Source organism: Sphingobacterium sp. BN32, assembly GCF_030503615.1.
GTDB lineage: Bacteria > Bacteroidota > Bacteroidia > Sphingobacteriales > Sphingobacteriaceae > Sphingobacterium.
This window is the reverse complement of record NZ_CP129963.1, coordinates 2,062,996-2,081,728: the sequence shown is the minus strand read 5'-3', so window position 1 is coordinate 2,081,728 and position 18,733 is coordinate 2,062,996. Positions and strand designations below refer to the sequence as shown.

Genomic DNA, 18,733 nt, shown 5'->3' with positions numbered 1-18,733 from the left:
CCTTTGGTATATCAACAGTTTTTCGAAAATCGAACTGCTGAACTTAAACTAAATCGAATTCTATGTTTTTTTCTATTCGACAACATGAAGAGGCTGCCTTTGCGGTAGATCAATTAGTAAATCCGGTAAACCCCGGAAACCCGATGGTTTTATCCTTTGTTCGTAACTATTCAAGTTCTGCATTTTTTTCAGCGACATCGAAGGACGCAGCTCCATTCTATGTGGATACCGTTACGAATAAAAGAATAGGGAAAAAATATTGGACGGAGGGCATGCACAATGTTGTTCAACAAAAAGAATCTCAGGTACCAGAAGCACCCTATCGTTTTAAAATAAAAGCTCTTGGTTATATTATGCTACTTGGTGTTATCGGGCTATTCGCATATTTAACCTATGATTCATTCTTCAAGCCTGTAGATACTAATTTAACGGCAGCTCAGCCATTAGAATTACCTATGGAGCCAAACAATATATATTTTGGTCGCTTCGAGCGCTACGAAGAAGGGAATCGAGTACCCTCGAAGACCGGATTTGGATGGTTTAAAGTAACAGAGAATGCTAATGGTACTGTAAAATTGGCGATGAGTAAAGATATGCAGATTCACCACCAAACTCCTGCCAACATGAACTCGACGGATTTCGAGGAAACGGCGGACGAAATGAAGGTTGAAGAACAAAAAAGCTATAATATCCGTTTAAAATCAACGGATGGTCTACTTGAAGTAAACCTCACGGAAAAGAAATAATAGATGAAGCAGAAAAAGGAATTAACTGGTAAGTGCGTGCTAAAAATTGCACTCTTAGTTGTTGTAGCTGCAATATTTCTTTTCTGCTTCATGCTTTATGCGTCGGTAAAAACTAAGTCTACTAGTCTGAACAAAATCACTCCCTTCCAAGAGATATTAAACAAACCCTTGAGCTTGGTTAGAGATGTCGAACTGTTTATCGAAGAATTCCCAACCAACGACGATTTTCCTCATTTGATTACCGACCGGTATCAGCGAAATTATCAATACCTGCACGAGCGTTTGACCATTGAAGTACCCGATGCACGATTTATCGTAAAAATTCCCGCAGGTCAGCAAGTAGTTTTTTCCAAAGCAACGATGTATACGAATGGTGTGTCCGGAAGCTCGAAGCCCTGCCTGTTCGGAGCTATCGATTATAATGGCAAAAAATATAAAGTAGAGTATCAATGGGGTGACCAATCCATAGGTCGCCGATTCGATAAGACTCCCGAAAGTTGGTCTTTCCCCATGGCTCCATGGCAAACTAAGATTGACCTAAACTTCTATAAGCTACCAATTGCGCAGTGGTGGTAGTTTGTGGAGATGTAATGCCCAAAAACGCTAGCCATCCTCAATACACCCAGTCTTTTCAATAATTAGCACCTTTTGCTGTACGGATCTTTTCCGTACATTTGTACAAATCAAGATATCAAACGGCGCTTGGCGGTTTGTTATGTCCTTGCCGACAAAAAGAATGATGTAATTGCATATTACACGCTTTCGTCCAATCGTATAGATATATCCGATATCCCCGACAATTTAGCGAAATCTTTATCATATACTGAGGTGCCTGTTATCATTATTGGACGTTTAGCAATACACCAGTACTATCAGGGAAACAAGCTAGGCCAAGCGATACTAATTGATGCATTTAAACGAATCCTAGAAATTAGCACGCTCGTGGGGAACCATGCCGTCATTGTTGATCCAACCAATGAGCCTGCTGAGAGATTTTACACTAAACTAGGCTTTCTACCTTTGAAAACGTCAAAACGGATGTTTTTGCCGTTAAAGACGATAGTCGATCTATTCAAAAAATAGATTGTTCAATATCTATTACAGAAAGCTGTGAAGAACCTTTATTCGCCCCGCTATAATTCCCCCTTCACACTCTCAATCTGAAAACAATGTCGTTTGCTATGCGCCGCTATCACCGTCAACCATTCAAACCTGGTCAGATAGCCAAGATTCGGGAATTCCATATCCATGCACATCAGCGTCAAATCCTTATCCTTCACATCCAGAACAAGCTTCGTTTTTCGAGCCAACACACGTTCTAGCAGGTCCTCCTTCGTATAATTATCCTCCTTAGGCAACAAGCTTTTATCCGCTTCAAACTTAGTATTTAAATCCAAGAACAGCGATCGAATAGCAGGCACTTGCTCGTCAAAAGCGCGATTATAGGTCTGCACTTTACGATCCGGAATACCATTCGAACTACGCAGAATATGCTCAACGATTTGGCCGATACTCCATCCGCCAGCTTCGGGCCTTCTATTAATCTGTTCATCCGTGAGATCCTGAATAAGCGTCTTAAGCTGATCAAAAACCTCCGTAATCTCCCTTGATATTTGCTGATTGATTTCCATAGTACATTGCTTTAATGCAATATCTCAAATACTATGCAAAGTTCGCTTGTCTTAAGGCAAGAAATGCTGGGTGTCCCTTACTTTGAGGGTTGAAGATTAACTTTGCTGTTATCCTTCGCACGCTTGGATTGTGCGAGTTTCTTAGATAGCTCTTCCGCTTCTTCGATGAGCACCTGAACATAATTCACCCGAGAATTCATGGCATCAGAATTCCAGTTTAGCCCAAGTTTGGTGATGTTGACCGATAAGCCAACCAGCAATGCGTTGATGCGGTAAGCGAGCGTTTGTAAATGCTGTATATCGTCTTTGAAAGCCTTTCCGCGAAGCGGCTCTTTCCCAAATTGCTCTAGCGAATCATAACTTTGCGCCAAGGAAGCCTGCGTAAATTTACGCAGCAGGCGAAGGTCGTAGTGATTCAAGTTCGCGGTCTGGTAGCTTTCCTGTATCTTCTCCAGGTAATCACGAAAATGTTTGAAAAGAGAAGCTGTCGTTTGTTCTACGCTTCGATAATGATTGATAGGAATCGCCAAACAACCCAGAACCGCAAATATAGAACCTAAGAGGGTGAAGGCGAATCTGCTACCTAAAATATCATGAAGCTCTCCTTCATGTAGTTTCTGTCCCAGCAAGATCGTAATCGTAATGAAAATCACGCATACCAAGTAATTGGGTTTATTGAAAAGAAGAAACAGGTAGAGACACAATGCGGCGATCGCTAAAAGGGCAAAGGTATTTTTGATTAGCAGCAATAAAAGTAGGCTGATCGCAATACCAATCAAAGAACCTACAATTCGTTGGTAATTTCTCTTTTGCGTAATGGTATAGCTCGGTCTGGCGACTAAGATTATGGTCAACAAAATCCAGGAAGCATAACGATACTCCGGCAGGAGAAACCCGATCAAACCACCCGATATCAAGAGAATCGACATACGTACCGCATAAGAAAAAATAGGCGAACGAAAATTTAAATTCTTAATAATGGTTTGGAAGCTGCTCTGTGGAGCAACAAAATCCTTAAAGTTTTTAGATTCTATCCAGGAGTCATCAGCAGCAAACTTACTGATATGTATATGCTGAAGGATATCCGACAACTGCTTTAATTGAGCACTTATAGAATAAATTAATGCCGCTTTTTCTGGAGAAGCCTGACGCTGCTCTGCTTCTAGCTGCGCGTATAATCTTTTCAGTTCTGCCGTACCTATGCTGCGGAAAGTTCTCTCTTTGTTGGATTGCATCAATCGCGACGTTTCGTAGGCTAGAATCGCTAAAGACCTTCGGATGCTGTGTAAGGTGTTTCCACCGCTCAAAGTCTCTCTAATCGTCTCATAATCGTTATCTACGGCCATCAATAGCTCATAAAGATCGACCAATTGGTAGAGCTTAGCCAACCAGCGCTTGCTGTATGCATTCCCTTCTGCGAGAAGACGTTTGTCGCGCAACAGAATGGAACGTACAGATTCTAGTTGATCGCTCACCCGCGAATGCAGCGCGCTTAGTTGTTTATACGTTTTATTCAGAGGTACATCCTCATCATAACAATCAACCTTTAGACGTATGAGTTTCGCCATATTACTGATTCCGCCTTCCACCGCATAGCGTAAGGAGCGATGTGGGAACAGATAGACTTGGGCAATACAAACGATGAAAAAGAATATCGCACCTGCCGTTACAGAAAGACTGAATTGTATGGGGTCTTCAGGACGTAGCCCAATGGTAAAGCTGGCGACGATTAACCCTAAATTGCCAACAACATTGATGCGAAAACCTAGTAAGGCAATAATGGTATAGACGAAGCCAAAAATTCCTAAAAGTAATACTATAGTCCAGGAATTATAATGTAAAGCTAGTGAGCTTGTTATTGCTGTAACGAAAAAGATCGGGATACAATAGAATGCGGTGCTTAGTTTGTCCGATTTATTGCCTGGTAGATCGGTTAGTGAGGCCAATAAAGTGCCCACAGCAAAAGCGACTGCGATATGACCATCCCAAAAAAGGAATAGCAAAGTGCTGGGTAAAAGGATGGTTAAAATGTTTCGAAGTGCGTCCAGACTAGATTCAGTCCTTAAAAATGACGCTACCTTTAAAAAAAGCAGCATTCAATATGTTATAATTGCATTAATTTATAGGCGCAAAAATAACAATAATAAATTGAAAATAAAATATGATATTGCTTCTTGTAGATGATGCAATATAATATTTTGATGACAGAAATTCTACTTGTTTTAAATTTTGAAAATTTGCAGACACTTTAATCTACTTTTTCAAGATAGGGAAGCAGCTTCGGCATTATTTTCTTAAACCAAAATGTATATTGTTCCGGGTGAAGCTTTAGGTCATCTAATAATTCATAGGCGGCTACATATTTAATTGCCCGCACTTCATCTGGATTAAAGCGTTCTATCGGGTCAGTATATTTTCCAACAAAAACGTGGTCATACTCATTTTCCCATAAACCATTTTCCAATTCCTCAGCGTAAGATAAGGTAAAGAGTTCTTCGATTTCGACTTGTATTCCCAATTCCTCAAATGTTCTCCGTTTTGCCGCATCAATCGTTTCCTCAGCAGGGCGGGGGTGCCCACAGCAGGCATTGGTCCATAGGTTTGGACTATGATATTTGCCAGCAGCTCGTTTTTGCAACAATATTCTTCCTTGTTCGTCCAATAAAAAAACAGAGAACGCACGATGCTTTTTATTTTGCTCATGTGCAGCCTGCTTTTCCATCTCGCCAATGGGATTGTCCTGTTCGTCGACTAATATTACGTATTCTTCCTTCATCATCGTTACGCTCGCTAATATTTAAGTGTGAAATATAACAAATAAAATCTCAAATGTCCTACCGACCTAGCTACTCAGGTCCTTTATTCTTTTAATGAACAAATCAACATCGTTTTCGTTTGTTGCCCATGAGCAAACGATACGGACGACTGCTTCTTGCTCATTCAGTTTTTCCCAAACATAGAATTCAAATTCATCGTAAAGAACATTGATGACGCTGTAGGGCAGGATCGGAAATAGCTGATTGCTTTCTGGGGACAATGAAAAAGAAAATCCTGCCGACTGAAGTGCCTCAGCGATGCGCATAGCGTGGCGATTCGCACGTTTTGCCAGATCAAAATAAAGTTGATGCTCAAATAAAGCATAAAATTGTGCAGCTAATAGGCGCCCTTTTGCCATCAATGCCCCTTTTTGCTTCATCGCATAGGAAAATCCTTCTGCAAGCGCGGAATTTGTAAATATAATCGCTTCCCCAAGTAAGCCTCCGTTCTTCGTCGCACCCAAATAAAAAACGTCCGCATACGCAGCAACATCTCGGATCACTAGGGAAACCTTCTCACTGCAGAGGGCGGCGGCCATCCTTGCTCCGTCTATAAACAGTTTTAGTCCCTTTTCCCTGCACAGTGTAGAAATAAGTTGAAGTTCTTCTTTTGTATAAATGCTTCCCAGTTCCGTCGTTTGGGAGATATAGACCAGAGCGGGTTTTACCATATGCTCGTCATTATGCAAGTCCAATATCGATTGAATTCCTTCGATCGTCAATTTCCCATCGATATGCGGAACCGTATTAATTTTATGCCCCGCGTACTCAATAGCACCAGTCTCATGTACATGAATGTGGCCCGTGTCCGCAGCGATTACTGATTCATAAGGTTTCAATAAGTGACTAATCACTAGAAGATTGGCTTGTGTACCTCCAGAAACAAAATAGATAGGCGTATCGGGGTTCTCTAGATGTTTTCTGATAAATCTTTTCGCCTGTTCACTGATGCGATCGTATCCATACCCTGCCTCTTGTTGCAGGTTTGTCTCTAATAACACTTCGAGTATCCGGGGGTGTGCGCCTTCCGAATAATCGTTCTTAAAACTGACTTTGGTTCCCATTAGCTCAAAGATAGCGGAAAATAAGGGCGCAAGGGTGAAATTCAAATACTATTTGCTATCAATTGTTTTTCTGGCAAAGGTCATGCATCGTTTAAAACAAAATAGGCTGCAGCAAATCAATGCGCAGCCTGCTCTATATGTTTATGTTTTATGTCTTATTTTCCAAACATGCCAGTTAAAGCATCCAAAATTCCACCTTTAGATTCTTTGTCTTTATCTTGATTGAAGAAGTCACCAACTAGATCGCCTAAGCCACCTCCAACATTTGGCTGGGAGCTGTTTGCGCCCGCACCGCCAAGGATGTTACCAAGAATACCTCCTAAACCGCCGGATGCAGCACCCGAACCGCCTCCGCCCAAAACACTACCGATTAAATCGCCGATACCACCGCCAGAAGATCCCGCTTCACCAGCGCTTTCTTGCTTCTTCTTACCTAGGTAGCCCATAACAAGCGGAGCTACTAAAGCTAAAATTCCTGCGATTTTCTTAATATCTAATCCTGTTTTTGCCGATAAGGTTTCCTTTACGTTATCCGTGTTTCTACCAAACATATGGTTTACGATCTTATCCTCATCCTCGGTAGGGCCTTCGTTGAACAATGCACCCAAATTGTCGAAGATACTACCGTTATGTTTGCTGTCGATCGCATTTTGAATGCCATTCGCTTGCTCGGGACTTTTGTTCGCGTTGTAGTTTAAAGCAGACATCATCAAGGGTACTGCGGCAGCAACTACATACTGTGCTTTATCTTTGTCTACGCCTAATTTTTGAGAAATACTCTCTACAGCTTGGGAGCCGATATTGCCGGAAATTAAATCTGTGATATTCATGTTTTGGTTTATTTTGTTTTATTGTTATAAATTTACTGCTTATAAATCAAATATAAAGCCAAAGTAAATGCGCATAAGTACAACGATTTTAGGGTTAGTATTGATATCCGGTATTTTTAGTTCATGTCAATCGGAAACCGTTAAAAAAGAAAAAACCGAAATTGAAAAAACTCATCTTACAGCAACGCTAGCGAAAGATATCTTTGCTCTACCAATACATTGTTTACAGATAGAGTATCCGAATAAACTTGGTCAGGTTCTTGCATCGGAAGTCGATTTAAAAACACCTAAAGTCCTGCGCCCCGTGTTTTACGGATGCTACGACTGGCACTCTTCAGTCCACGGATATTGGTCTATCGTGAAGCTCATGAAGCAGTTTCCAGAACTGGACGCTAATGGAGAGGTTCGTAAAGTTCTTAATCAGCATATTACTGCTGATAATGTAATCATCGAGAAAGCTTTTTTTGAGGATAAGAATAATCTCGGGTTTGAACGTACCTACGGTTGGGCATGGCTTTTTAAATTGCAGGAGGAGCTGCACACTTGGAACGACCCGGATGCAAAACGCTGGGAGCAGGCCTTACAACCCTTAGTCGATTTACTAGTACAGCGCTACAAGGAGTATCTTCCGAAGCAACTTTACCCGATACGTACCGGGCAGCATGATAACACAGCTTTCGGTCTTTCCCTGTCGCTAGATTATGCACGTACCGTGGGCGACAAATCCTTCGAAGAAGTAATTAAAGAACATAGCCTTCGTTACTACAAACAGGATGTCAACTGTAATCTGGCATATGAACCTAGTGGAAATGACTTCCTCTCACCTTGTTTGGAAGAAGCATTTCTGATGAGCAAAGTAATGAATAAGCAGGATTATAATGCTTGGCTAAAGACATTTATGCCCGTTCTTTTTGATAAAGACTTTAAGTTAGAGCCGGCCGTAGTAAAAGATCGGACTGATGGAAAGTTAGTGCATCTAGATGGTCTAAATTACAGCCGAGCTGTCTGCTTAAAAGGAATCGTAAAACAAATCCCAGAACTGGAAGCCCTGAAAGCAATCGCTGAAAACCATATCGCATTTTCCATCGGAAATATCTCTGCAAAAGATGACTACATGGGCTCACACTGGCTAGGGACCTTTGCGTTGTATGCGCTTGCTGGGGAATAGTCTTTAGTACTTAGTATTTAGTAGTTAGTAGTTAGTAGTTAGTAGTTAGTAGTTAGACCTTGGGCGGGAATAGGAGTGATGTATTAGATGTTAGAAATTAGAGCAGCGCGCCGATTAGGCGCCTTTCTTTTTGCTGGTTTGTTTTTGAACAGGAAGAGAGAGTTTGTCTTGAATCAGGAAAGTTTGTTTTGAACCAAGAAAGGAAGGATTTAAGGATTAGCAGGATCCTGTATATCCTTTTATCTTTCCTTTCCTGGTTCAAGCCAACCTGTCATTTCATTTTCTAGCTGAAAGACAAAACCAAATCTCTAACGTAAAACATCTATTCCCGCCCTAGGTCTAAATACTAACTACTAACTACTAAATACTAACTACTATTAGATTGCAACCAGTCTATTCGCTTCCAAGCGTACTGCTACTCGTTGTATCAGTGTGATTCCATCTTCCTTCGAGATAATTGCCGAAAGATCAATTCCTCTTTTTGATAATGCAGATAATAAGGCAGTGCGAAATGCAGATTTACTTGTTCCCCAATTTGTTTTTACGATGTCGTTGTTGAGAATGACAAGTTCTTGAGTGGAGTAGTTCTTAAACTGCTCTTCAAGGTGCTGTTGTAATGGTTTTGTGTTTGACATACAATTAAGAATTAAAAGGGTTTAACCATAATTGCATTCAGAAAGGGTGAAATAAAGCTATTGCGTTTATTTTGGCATGATACCCGTATTGTTTTACCACCGCGGTGTCTTCACTCGGTTGGTATTGCTATGGCAATTCTGAATACTCTACAAATTTAGTAGATATTATTTTAAAATTCCAAATTTTTCAAAAAAAATATTTTTCAGGATGATCTGAAGCATGTAGGGAGAGGCAAGATGCTTCAAATGATACTAGTAGATATATGGCTTTTATCAAAAGCTTTTTATAACCTAATAAGCGCCCTTTTGGAGCGGTTATGATTGGGTTGATAAAGGGTTAAACAATGGGTTTACATTGGGTTTGAATTGGGTATGTATTGGGTTTGCATTGGGTTTGCATTGGGTTTGAGTCGACGAAGGGTTGAGTTGCTGTTGGGTGATAGTAGTTAGTCTTTAGTATTTAGTCTCTAGTATTTAGTCTTCAGTACTTAGTACTTAGTAGTTAATATAAAGACCTAGGGCGGCATTAGATTTTTGTCTTGAACCAGGAAAGCAAGGATTTAAGGATTGACAGGATCCTGGTCTATCCTTGCATCCTTCCTTTCCTGTTTCAAGACAAACCATAGTGTCAAAACAACTGAAAAAAATATCTCCTGTCTCTTCAAAAACAATCAACCAAAAATAAAGGCGCCTAATCGGCGCCCTGCTCTAAAATCTAATATCTAACGTCTAATGTCCAAAATCTATAGCCGCCCTAGGTCTAAATACTAAGTACTAACTACTAAATACTAATCACTACCTAAAGTTCCTTCCTCAACCTCGCTACCGGAATATTCATGGCTTCGCGGTATTTTGCGACCGTTCTACGAGCGATGGAGTAACCTTTTTCTTTTAGGATTTCAGTAAGTTTTTCGTCGGCAAGTGGTTTGCGTTTGTCTTCGTTGGCGATGCATTCTTCAAGGATTTTCTTTACTTCTTTATTGGATACTTCCTCGCCAGATTCTGTTTGTATAGCTTCCGAGAAGAAAGACTTAAGCAAGAACGTGCCGAATTCCGTTTGTACGTATTTGGAGTTTGCGACGCGGGATACAGTTGAAATATCCATTTCAATGCGGTCAGCTATGTCTTTTAAGATCATAGGTTTAAGCATGCGGTCATCTCCGGTTAGGAAATACTCGTATTGATATTCCATGATGGCGTTCATGGTCTTTAGGAGTGTCTGTTGTCTTTGTTTGATGGCATCGATGAACCACTTTGCGGAGTCGAGTTTCTGTTTTACAAACTGTACCGCTTCGCGCATCTTCTTATCGTTCTTTTCCGCTTTCTCATAATGTTCAAACATCTCCTGGTAGGAGCGGGATACGCGTAGCTCAGGAGCATTTCTGCCGTTAAGCGTTAGGTGTAGCACACCGTCGTTATTGCTGATATGGAAGTCGGGGATGATATGAAGTTGTTTTCCTGCTGCTGCTCCCGAATCTCCCGGTTTGGGGTTCAGTTTAAGAATTTCATTGACAATGTCTCGCAGCTCTTCCGAATTTACGCCTAACTGCTTTTCGATTTTGTCGTAATGCTTTTTCGTAAATTCTTCCAAATAGTTTTCCACCACCTGCATGGCCTTTTGTATAATCGGGTTCTCCTGATCTTTTTTGCGTAATTGTATTGCTAAACACTCTTGTAAGCTGCGCGCCCCAATGCCCGCTGGGTCAAACTCCTGAATAATACGCAGCATTTCTTCCACATCCTTTTCTTCAACGATAACGTTCTGCGAGAATGCTAAATCGTCAATCAATGAGGGGATAGGGCGACGTAAATAACCATCGTCGTCTAAGCTGCCGATGATTTGTTGACCGATTAAGTAATCTTTATTGGAAAGGGCTAATAAATCAAGCTGGTTCTGTAAATTTTCGAAGAATGAATCTTGGATAGCGATAGGCATTTCTTTCTTATTATCATCGTCATCCGAATCGTAGCCGCCGCCATAGTCCTTATAATCATCTTCTTGTATGTATTCATCTACGGAAAATTCATCTTCGTAGCTGCTATCTTCTGCGTTAAAATCATCGTCAGGATCCTTGTCTGGATATTCCTCGACAGGCTCATTCATATTGGCCAAACTGCCGTCTTCAAGCGCAGGATTCTCTTCTAATTCTTCTTTAATACGAGCATCAAGCGATACCGTAGGCACCTGAAGAAGTTTGATAAATTGAATCTGCTGAGGCGATAATTTTTGTAATAATTTCTGCTGTAACGTTTGTTTTAACATGTCCCCGATTATAAATCATGGTAAAAATAGCGAATATTATTTAATGGAGATCAATATATTATTTTAGGGAATTGGGTTTAGGTATAATTTTTGTGGCAATACTTGTTCATTCACAAGGAGAAATGTACTTCAAAACACGAACTGTTAAAATTCGTTAATTTTTAAACCTAAGTACATTTTTAGGCGTTTTAATACAGTTTTTTCCAAAGTTTTGCTCATATTTACCTCATGTTTAGACGGGTTAAAAACAAATTCTTGCGTATCGCACTGATAATTATCTATTTTGTTATTTTATTTACTTGCGCGGTACAAATCAACTTTCTAGGCCTGTTTGGAGCATGTCCCACGAAGAAAGAGATTTTGTTGCCCAGCTTAAATGTATCCTCAGAACTCTATACTGCAGACTCCGTTTTAATTGGTCGCTATTACAAACAAGATCGCGATCCGGTTCCTTTCGATAGTATTTCTCCCAATATCATTAACGCATTAATTGCGACAGAGGATGTGCGTTTTTATAAGCATAATGGCGTGGATGTTATTGGCTTATTCGGCGGCGTATTGTCTACGGTAGGAGGAAGCGATCGTGGAGCAAGTACCATTACCCAGCAGTTGGCGAAAAACCTATACCGAACTCGATATAAAGATTCACAAGGCTTACTCGGTAAGATTCCTGGCGTGGGAATTATCGTGACGAAGTACAAAGAATGGATGACGGCATTCAAGCTCGAGAATAAGTACAGCAAACAAGAGATCATTACGATGTATCTGAATACCGTTTCATTTAGCAATAACGCTTACGGCATCAAGTCGGCGTCGGTGCGCTATTTTGATAAGTTGCCGTCGGAGGTGTCTGTCAATGAAGCTGCCGTGCTCATCGGAATGTTGAAAGGAACAACCCTATACAACCCTATTCGCAACCCTAAAAATGCATTAACTCGTCGAAACGTCGTGTTGGGGCAGATGCAGAAAGAGGGCTTTTTGAAGCCGGAGGAGGTAAAGACTTTGTCGAAGGACTCTCTGGGGTTGAATTTGAATAATCAAGAAGTTCGCAACTCGAACGATTCGTATTTGCGTACCGCCGTTGAGAAGTGGTTGGAAAAATGGGCTGAAGAGAACGAAGTTGATATTTATACTTCGGGTTTAAAGATCTATACGACGATTGATTCGCGTATGCAAAAGGTTGCCGAAGATGCTGTTGCCTTAAAAATGAAGGATTTGCAGCGTAGGCTAGACAATATATGGTCTGGTCAAGAACCCTGGCGCGATAAGGAGGGAAATGTAATTCCGAATTTCTTGGAAGATCAGGCGCGGAAATTACCGGCTTTTGCGTATCTAAAAGAGAAATATCAGGATGAGGCGAAGGTATTCGAGGAGCTGAATAGGAAAAAGGAGATGGAAGTATTTACCTGGGATGGTATGGAAAAGGTAGAATATTCGTCAATGGATTCCTTAAAACATTATATCTCCATGTTGAATACAGGCATGATGTCTATGAATCCGTATTCCGGTGAGATCAAAGTTTGGGTGGGCGGTATCAATCATGATTTCTATAAGTTCGATCATGTCAACCAGGCCAAGCGTCAACCGGGATCAACATTCAAGCCGTTTGCCTATGTTACCGCACTAGAAGCTGGGAAAACGCCTTGCGATAAATATACCGACAAACCGGTTAAGATAGAATTTGTTAATAACAAAGGCGAGAACGAGATTTGGGAGCCTAAAAATGCCGATTGGAGTTTTTCTTACAGTGAACTGTCGCTAAGACATGCTTTAGCTCGTTCATTAAATTCAGTAACCGCTCAGATAACAGAAGAAGTGGGTTGGGACAATGTCGTCAAGATGGCACATACCTGTGGAATTGACAGCAAACTAGAATCTGTTCCTTCTGTAGGATTGGGGTCGAATGAGGTTTCTGTTTTTGAGATGGTTCGTGCATATAGCACGTTTATGAATGCTGGTAAAAAGACGGAGCCTATTTTGGTGAAGCGCATCGAAGATAAAGATGGGAAGGTATTAGCTGAGTTTAAATCCGAGCAGAAGCAGGTTATTAGTCCGGAGAATGCCTGGCTAATGGGTTATATGCTTCGTGGTACGATCGAAGAGTCTGGCGGTACTTCGCAGGCGCTATGGGAATGGGATTTGTTCGATAACGAGAACGAGATAGGTGGAAAGACTGGAACTTCTTCCGATTACGTGGATGGCTGGTACATGGGCGTAACAAAGGATTTGGTGACTGGTGTTTGGGTTGGCTGTGATGAACAGAGCATACATTTCAATAGTTCAGCGACGGGAGAAGGCTCGAAAACTGCTTTGCCGATCTTCGCAGTCTACTTGGAAGAACTTTATAAACGTCCGGAATTGGGCATTACAACTGGGAAGTTCCCGGAACCAACAGTTGAGATTAAAAAGACCTATAATTGTCCGGGACCTCGCGTTCGCTCGACACGCGATACGCAGGATTCAGGTGCTGTAGAAGGGGAAACGGAAGTGCCGGCGCTGACTTTGCCGGAGATCCTGCAGGAGATTGAGGGCGAACAGCAAGGGCAAGAGTAATTGAAAATACTGGCTGAAATACTTACTTTTATATACTGATTCTTAGTCTATGAAATTTAACCAAACACGCTTATCGAAGCTATTTGCTGCTGCAATATGCTTTTTACTGTTTTTAGGAATGTTTCCTCAGATGGTGAATGCGCAATATTTTGGGCAGAACAAAATGCGCTATAAGAAATTGGATTTCAAGGTGTATGAAACACCGCACTTTAACTTATACTACTACTTGAAGAACGATTCGATGATGAATTGGTTGGCTAAGGAAAGTGAAGTTTGGTATGAGTTACATCAACAGGTATTCCAAGATACTTTCTTCAGAAAGAACCCTATCATATTCTACAACAATCATCCGGAGTTTCAACAGACCACTGCGATTAGCGGTGAGATCAGCGTAGGGACGGGCGGTGTGACGGAAGCTTTTAAGCAACGTGTGGTGATGCCAATTATGCAGATCAATCAGCAAACACGTCACGTATTGGGTCACGAGATGGTGCATGCATTTCAATATCGTGTATTGATCGAGGGCGGAGATTCAACGCGCCTGGAGAATGTGGCAAATATTCCTTTATGGATGGTAGAGGGGATGGCGGAGTATTTTTCCATCGGAAAAAAAGACGCATTTACTTCCATGTGGATGCGCGATGCCTATGCTAGAAACGATCTGCCTTCATTAGGGCAGATGACACAGCAGATGAACCGTTATTTTCCATATCGCTATGGACAGGCCTTTTGGTCCTACATCGGGTCTACCTACGGGGATACGGTAATTATGCCGTTGTTTATAGAAACGGCGAAGTATGGTTATGAGCATGGTATACGTCGTGTTTTTGGATATGATGCGCAAACGATGTCTACTTTGTGGAAAAACAGTATGGAGAACACTTACCGAAACTCTGGTAAGGATACGACATCAAGACCGATCGGTCAAGCTTTATTGACCACGAAGAATGCTGATCGAATGAACGTTTCGCCGGCGATATCGCCAAACGGTAAATATGTAGCCTTCTTATCGGAGCTTGATTTATTCAGCATAGATTTATTTTTGGCAGATGCGGAGACCGGGAAGATTATTCGAAAGCTCGGCAGCCGGCTTACCAATAAAGATATTGATGAATTTAGCTTCTTAGAATCCGCCGGAACTTTCTCGCCTGATAGCAAGAAGTTTGCTTTCTCGGTTTTTAGCGAGGGTAAGAATAAATTGATGGTCGTTGATGTGGAGACCGGGAAGTCCGTCTCGGTTGAGGCGATGGGCGAGATTTCGGAATTCACGAATATTACTTGGTCACCGGATGGCGTACATGTTGCTTTCTCCGGTTTAGCAAACGGCCATTCTGATATTTACCTTTATAATCTACAGACGAAAAAAGTTGAGCAGTTGATGAATGATAAATTTTCCGACTTTCAACCGAGTTTCTCGCGTGATGGAAAATATATCGTGTTCAGTACAGACCGCGTGGCTTTAAGTTCGGATTCCCGTACAGTGGATATTCCGATGAACTTGGCGTTCGTTGAGGTTGCGACAAAGAAGATTACAAATTTGGATGTGTTTCCAGGTGCTAATAACTTGAATCCTCACTTTTCATCCGATGGAAAGGATATCTATTTCCTATCCAATAGTGATGGCTATAGAAACATGTATCGTTATACCTTTGAAACGCAGGAAGTAGCACGTATGACAGATTTCTTTACCGGGATTTCTGGTATCACCGAATACTCTCCGGCGATGAGCATTTCTGCGAACGATGATATTGTTTACTCGTATTTTAAGAATAATGCCTATAGCGTCTATAAGGCTAAAGCAACGGAGTTTGAGGCGCAGCCTGTTAGTGCGGGTGCTGTTGATTTCGAAGCTGCGATGCTTCCTCCGCTTCAAGCCCGTGGTGTTAATGTAGTCAATACGAACCTAGAGAACTTTAATGCATATGGTAGAATTTCAGATTCGCAGATCAATAGCATTCCATATAAGCCGAAGTTTAAGTTAGATTACCTGGCGAATAGCGGTGTGGGGATGTCTGTGGGTTCGCGCTATGGTGCGGGAATTGCGTCGGGTGTGCAAGGGATGTTTTCGGATATCTTGGGCTATAACCAGATTTTCGCGGCATTGAATATTAATGGTGAGATTTATGATTTCGGTGGCCAGGTAGCTTATATCAATCAACGATCGCGTTGGAATTGGGGTGGTTCGATTTCGCATATCCCGTATCGATTTGGATTTTATCAATATGACTATCGTGATATTGGGAGCGGAATGGAAGAACCTGTACTTGATCAATATTTAGTGCGTTCATTCCAAACCCAGTTGGACGGTTTTGTTGCCTATCCATTTAATAAGCATCATCGTTTTGAAACGGGTGCCGCTGCTTCGTATAACTCATACCGTGTCGATCGTTATTATCAGAGTTTACGGACTTACTACGCAAATAGAGAGCGCGTTCCTACAGATGAAGCGAGCCAGCTTTTAGGAGCCCGTTTAGATCCGTTTAATCTTTTTCAGGTGAATGCTGGCTTTGTAGGAGATAATGCGGTATTCGGGATTGCTGCGCCATTGCAAGGTTTTCGCTACAGGTTAGGAGCGGAGCAATACTTCGGAACCTTCAATTTTACTGCAATCAATATTGATTTAAGAAAATACCACCGCATGAAGCCATTTACCTTGGCAGCACGTGTTTATTCGTACATGCGCGTAGGTGATGGAGCGGATCAGTTATACAACATCTACATTGGATACCCGTATTTGATTCGTGGTTTTGAGAACAATAGTTTCGGACCGAATAGTAAGGTTTCTTTTAATGACCTTTCCGGATCCAAAATGGTGGTTGGGAACCTGGAATTAAGGCTTCCATTCACAGGACCGGAAAAGCTTGCTGTGCTTCCTTCGGGATTATTGTTCTCGGATCTGAACTTCTTTATTGATGGAGGTTTGGCGTGGAAAAATGGTAGTACGATTAAATGGTCGAAGACGGATGAAGACAGGCTTCAGGATCCTAACTCGGGCAAGTATTATTATGATCCTGCCATTCGTATGCCGGTGTTCAGCGCTGGTGTTTCTCTTCGTGTGAATCTATTTGGAGCGATGATATTAGAACCTTACTATGCCATTCCGTTGAATAATCCGACACGTTCGAAATTTGGAACCTTTGGATTAAACTTTGCGCCAGGATGGTAGTCAAAAGTATGATTGAAGGTTGAAAGAGTTTTAGAGAGTAAGGTTGTTAAGGCCGTTGTTTAGCGTTATGCGAAAACAACGGCTTTTTTCATTGGGTTAAGTCCAGGCAACGGCAGGCCTAGACTTAACCAATTGGGGTTGTTTTTGCGGACAAGTCTTTCACGCACCATGCGACCTAATCCGCATAATTCTTGATATCTTCTTTCTGCATCTTTTTCCGATGCGAATGATTCTAAATACACTATTCTATTTAATACAGCAGAGGAGAACATACTAGCATTCGTCGGATCCTGTAGTTGTTGCTGCAATCCAATGATATCATTTGTGATGCCCGGCTGAAGATGTCTTCTGTTTGCGTCTGTGCTGATGTAAAGGTGGTATGTTTTCATGTTAAATCCTGTTTTAGCTAAAATATTTGGTTATTTAAATATGTTTTACTAATTTTATTGGCACAATATTACTAATAATATTAGTATTTGAAAAATTTATTTTAAAAATATTTATATGTCCAACATCGCATCAAATCTGAAGTATCTAAGAAAGAAGAAGGGAGTTACGCAGCAGCAATTTGCTGATTTAATGGAAATTAAACGTGCTTCGGTAGGAGCGTATGAAGAGGATCGGGCAGAACCTAAATATGAATTGCTAAAAAAAATAGCAGAATTCTATGAGTTGTCGATGGACGAATTAGCAAACGATGTGATCGATGATAAATGGAAACCTACGCCAAAAAGCAATGCTTCTAACCTTCGTGTATTGAGTGTGACGGTGGATGCAGACGATCGCGAGAACATAGAATTGGTGCCGGTGAAGGCTAGTGCTGGATATTTAAACGGTTATGGCGACCCGGAATATGTGAAGGAATTACCTAAATTCTCCCTGCCGATGTTTACTCAAGGAACATACCGTGCCTTTGAAATCAAAGGTGACTCGATGTTGCCTTTGCCATCAGGCTCGTTGATCATTGCAGAGTATGTGGAGAACTGGCATGACATTAAGACTGGACAAACTTATATTATTGTATCTTCTAATGATGGGATTGTTTACAAGCGTATCGGACAAAAATATAAAGAGGATAAGGGCCTGAAGTTGGTTTCTGATAATAAAACCTATGAACCTTATTGGGTGGAAGCTGGAGATATCATCGAAGTCTGGAAGGCAAAAGCTTTTATCAGTACGGAGCTGCCTGAGCCAAGTCCGGAGCCTACCTTGGAAGGTCTGTCTTCGATGATGGCGCAAATGCAGAAAACGATCAACGCGGTCGTCGATAAAAATTAATTTAAAATGCACTCAAACATTATTGTTTTGCGTTTTTGAAAAAATATTTATACCTTTGTACTATCTGAAAGGAAGGGGGCATGGTATGCCCCCTTTTTTAATTCATTTATTAAATTATGCAGGTTGAAGAGCGCGTAAAAGAACTAGTTCTAGAAAAGATTGCCGATAGAGAGGATTTGTTTATTGTGAGCATCCGTTTTTTGAAAAATGGTGTTCTGGAAATCCTTCTTGATGGCGATAATGGAATCGCAATTGAAGATTGTGTTCAAGTGAGCAGACATGTGGGTTATCATTTAGAAGAAGAAAATGTAATTGATAAAGCTTATCGATTGGAAGTTTCTTCTCCAGGAATTGATACGCCTTTAATGTTAAGCAGACAATATGAGAAGAATGTCGGACGCAATGTGAAGGTGCAGATGCTTGATGGAACAAAACGAGAGGGGAAATTGCTCGCTGCGGGAGATTCATCTTTCAACCTGGAAGAAGTAGTAAAAGAAAAAGGGAAGAAGGCTCAGTTGGTTGAGGTCGAAATTCCATATGATCAAATAAAAGAAACAAAGGTGTTAATTTCATTTAAATAAAA

At 41.2% G+C, this 18,733-nt stretch carries 16 protein-coding genes and 1 riboswitch; of the genes, 8 read left to right on the top strand and 8 right to left on the bottom strand.

Going from position 1 to position 18,733, the window contains the following annotated elements; translation table 11 throughout:
* Nucleotides 1-62: 62 nt before the first annotated feature.
* The 3 genes from QYC40_RS08755 (at nt 63) to QYC40_RS08745 (ending at nt 1,829) form a co-directional block, all read left to right on the top strand.
* Complete coding sequence (locus tag QYC40_RS08755) at nt 63-746, top strand: hypothetical protein (protein WP_301993594.1); 684 nt, start codon at nt 63-65, stop codon at nt 744-746.
* Nucleotides 747-749: 3 nt separating this feature from the next.
* Entirely contained in the window at nt 750-1,322 is a 573-nt protein-coding gene (locus QYC40_RS08750) for a hypothetical protein (protein WP_301993593.1), read from the top strand.
* A gap of 72 nt (nt 1,323-1,394) precedes the next feature.
* The gene (locus tag QYC40_RS08745; RefSeq protein WP_301993591.1) at nt 1,395-1,829 is read left to right on the top strand and encodes an N-acetyltransferase; all 435 of its coding nucleotides are present in this window, start codon (nt 1,395-1,397) and stop codon (nt 1,827-1,829) included.
* A 50-nt stretch (nt 1,830-1,879) separates the two neighbouring features.
* On the opposite strand, the gene QYC40_RS08740 is transcribed toward QYC40_RS08745, so the two are convergent.
* From QYC40_RS08740 to QYC40_RS08720, 5 genes are all read right to left on the bottom strand, one after another.
* A complete protein-coding gene (locus QYC40_RS08740; RefSeq protein WP_301993590.1) occupies nt 1,880-2,377 on the bottom strand; it encodes a DinB family protein in 498 nt (165 codons plus the stop codon).
* Between the two features lie 77 nt (nt 2,378-2,454).
* Nucleotides 2,455-4,473: an FUSC family membrane protein gene (locus QYC40_RS08735; RefSeq protein ID WP_301993589.1), complete on the bottom strand. Its 2,019-nt coding sequence runs from the start codon at nt 4,471-4,473 to the stop codon at nt 2,455-2,457.
* Nucleotides 4,474-4,625: 152 nt separating this feature from the next.
* Entirely contained in the window at nt 4,626-5,156 is a 531-nt protein-coding gene (gene idi / locus QYC40_RS08730) for an isopentenyl-diphosphate Delta-isomerase (RefSeq protein WP_301993588.1), read from the bottom strand.
* A gap of 63 nt (nt 5,157-5,219) precedes the next feature.
* Entirely contained in the window at nt 5,220-6,257 is a 1,038-nt protein-coding gene (locus QYC40_RS08725) for a low specificity L-threonine aldolase (protein WP_301993587.1), read from the bottom strand.
* 155 nt (nt 6,258-6,412) lie between these two features.
* Entirely contained in the window at nt 6,413-7,087 is a 675-nt protein-coding gene (locus tag QYC40_RS08720; protein WP_301993586.1) for a DUF937 domain-containing protein, read from the bottom strand.
* Nucleotides 7,088-7,154: 67 nt separating this feature from the next.
* On the opposite strand from QYC40_RS08720, the gene QYC40_RS08715 reads away from it, so the two are divergent.
* Entirely contained in the window at nt 7,155-8,255 is a 1,101-nt protein-coding gene (locus QYC40_RS08715) for a DUF2891 domain-containing protein (RefSeq protein WP_301993585.1), read from the top strand.
* Between the two features lie 377 nt (nt 8,256-8,632).
* Here QYC40_RS08715 and QYC40_RS08710 read toward each other — a convergent pair whose 3' ends face one another.
* Together QYC40_RS08710 and rpoN are read right to left on the bottom strand one after the other, a co-directional pair.
* Nucleotides 8,633-8,890, bottom strand: coding sequence for a 5-oxoprolinase (locus QYC40_RS08710; RefSeq protein ID WP_301993583.1), 258 nt, complete (start codon nt 8,888-8,890; stop codon nt 8,633-8,635).
* Nucleotides 8,891-8,947: 57 nt separating this feature from the next.
* Nucleotides 8,948-9,041: riboswitch (SAM-I-IV-variant riboswitch) on the bottom strand.
* Nucleotides 9,042-9,689: 648 nt separating this feature from the next.
* Nucleotides 9,690-11,153, bottom strand: a complete 1,464-nt coding sequence (gene rpoN, locus QYC40_RS08705; protein WP_301993582.1) for an RNA polymerase factor sigma-54 — start codon at nt 11,151-11,153, stop codon at nt 9,690-9,692.
* Nucleotides 11,154-11,381: 228 nt separating this feature from the next.
* On the opposite strand from rpoN, the gene QYC40_RS08700 reads away from it, so the two are divergent.
* Both QYC40_RS08700 and QYC40_RS08695 read left to right on the top strand, forming a co-directional pair.
* The gene (locus QYC40_RS08700) at nt 11,382-13,706 is read left to right on the top strand and encodes a transglycosylase domain-containing protein (protein WP_301993581.1); all 2,325 of its coding nucleotides are present in this window, start codon (nt 11,382-11,384) and stop codon (nt 13,704-13,706) included.
* 49 nt (nt 13,707-13,755) lie between these two features.
* Entirely contained in the window at nt 13,756-16,872 is a 3,117-nt protein-coding gene (locus tag QYC40_RS08695; RefSeq protein WP_301993580.1) for a tolB protein precursor, read from the top strand.
* Nucleotides 16,873-16,937: 65 nt separating this feature from the next.
* On the opposite strand, the gene QYC40_RS08690 is transcribed toward QYC40_RS08695, so the two are convergent.
* Nucleotides 16,938-17,261 carry a hypothetical protein gene (locus QYC40_RS08690; protein ID WP_301993578.1) on the bottom strand — a complete coding sequence of 108 codons (324 nt, stop codon included), beginning with the start codon at nt 17,259-17,261 and terminating at the stop codon, nt 16,938-16,940.
* A 115-nt stretch (nt 17,262-17,376) separates the two neighbouring features.
* Between QYC40_RS08690 and QYC40_RS08685 the strand changes: the two genes are divergently transcribed.
* Together QYC40_RS08685 and rimP are read left to right on the top strand one after the other, a co-directional pair.
* Nucleotides 17,377-18,150 carry a LexA family transcriptional regulator gene (locus tag QYC40_RS08685; protein ID WP_301993577.1) on the top strand — a complete coding sequence of 258 codons (774 nt, stop codon included), beginning with the start codon at nt 17,377-17,379 and terminating at the stop codon, nt 18,148-18,150.
* Nucleotides 18,151-18,266: 116 nt separating this feature from the next.
* Nucleotides 18,267-18,731: a ribosome assembly cofactor RimP gene (gene rimP, locus QYC40_RS08680; protein ID WP_301993576.1), complete on the top strand. Its 465-nt coding sequence runs from the start codon at nt 18,267-18,269 to the stop codon at nt 18,729-18,731.
* Nucleotides 18,732-18,733 lie beyond the last annotated feature (2 nt).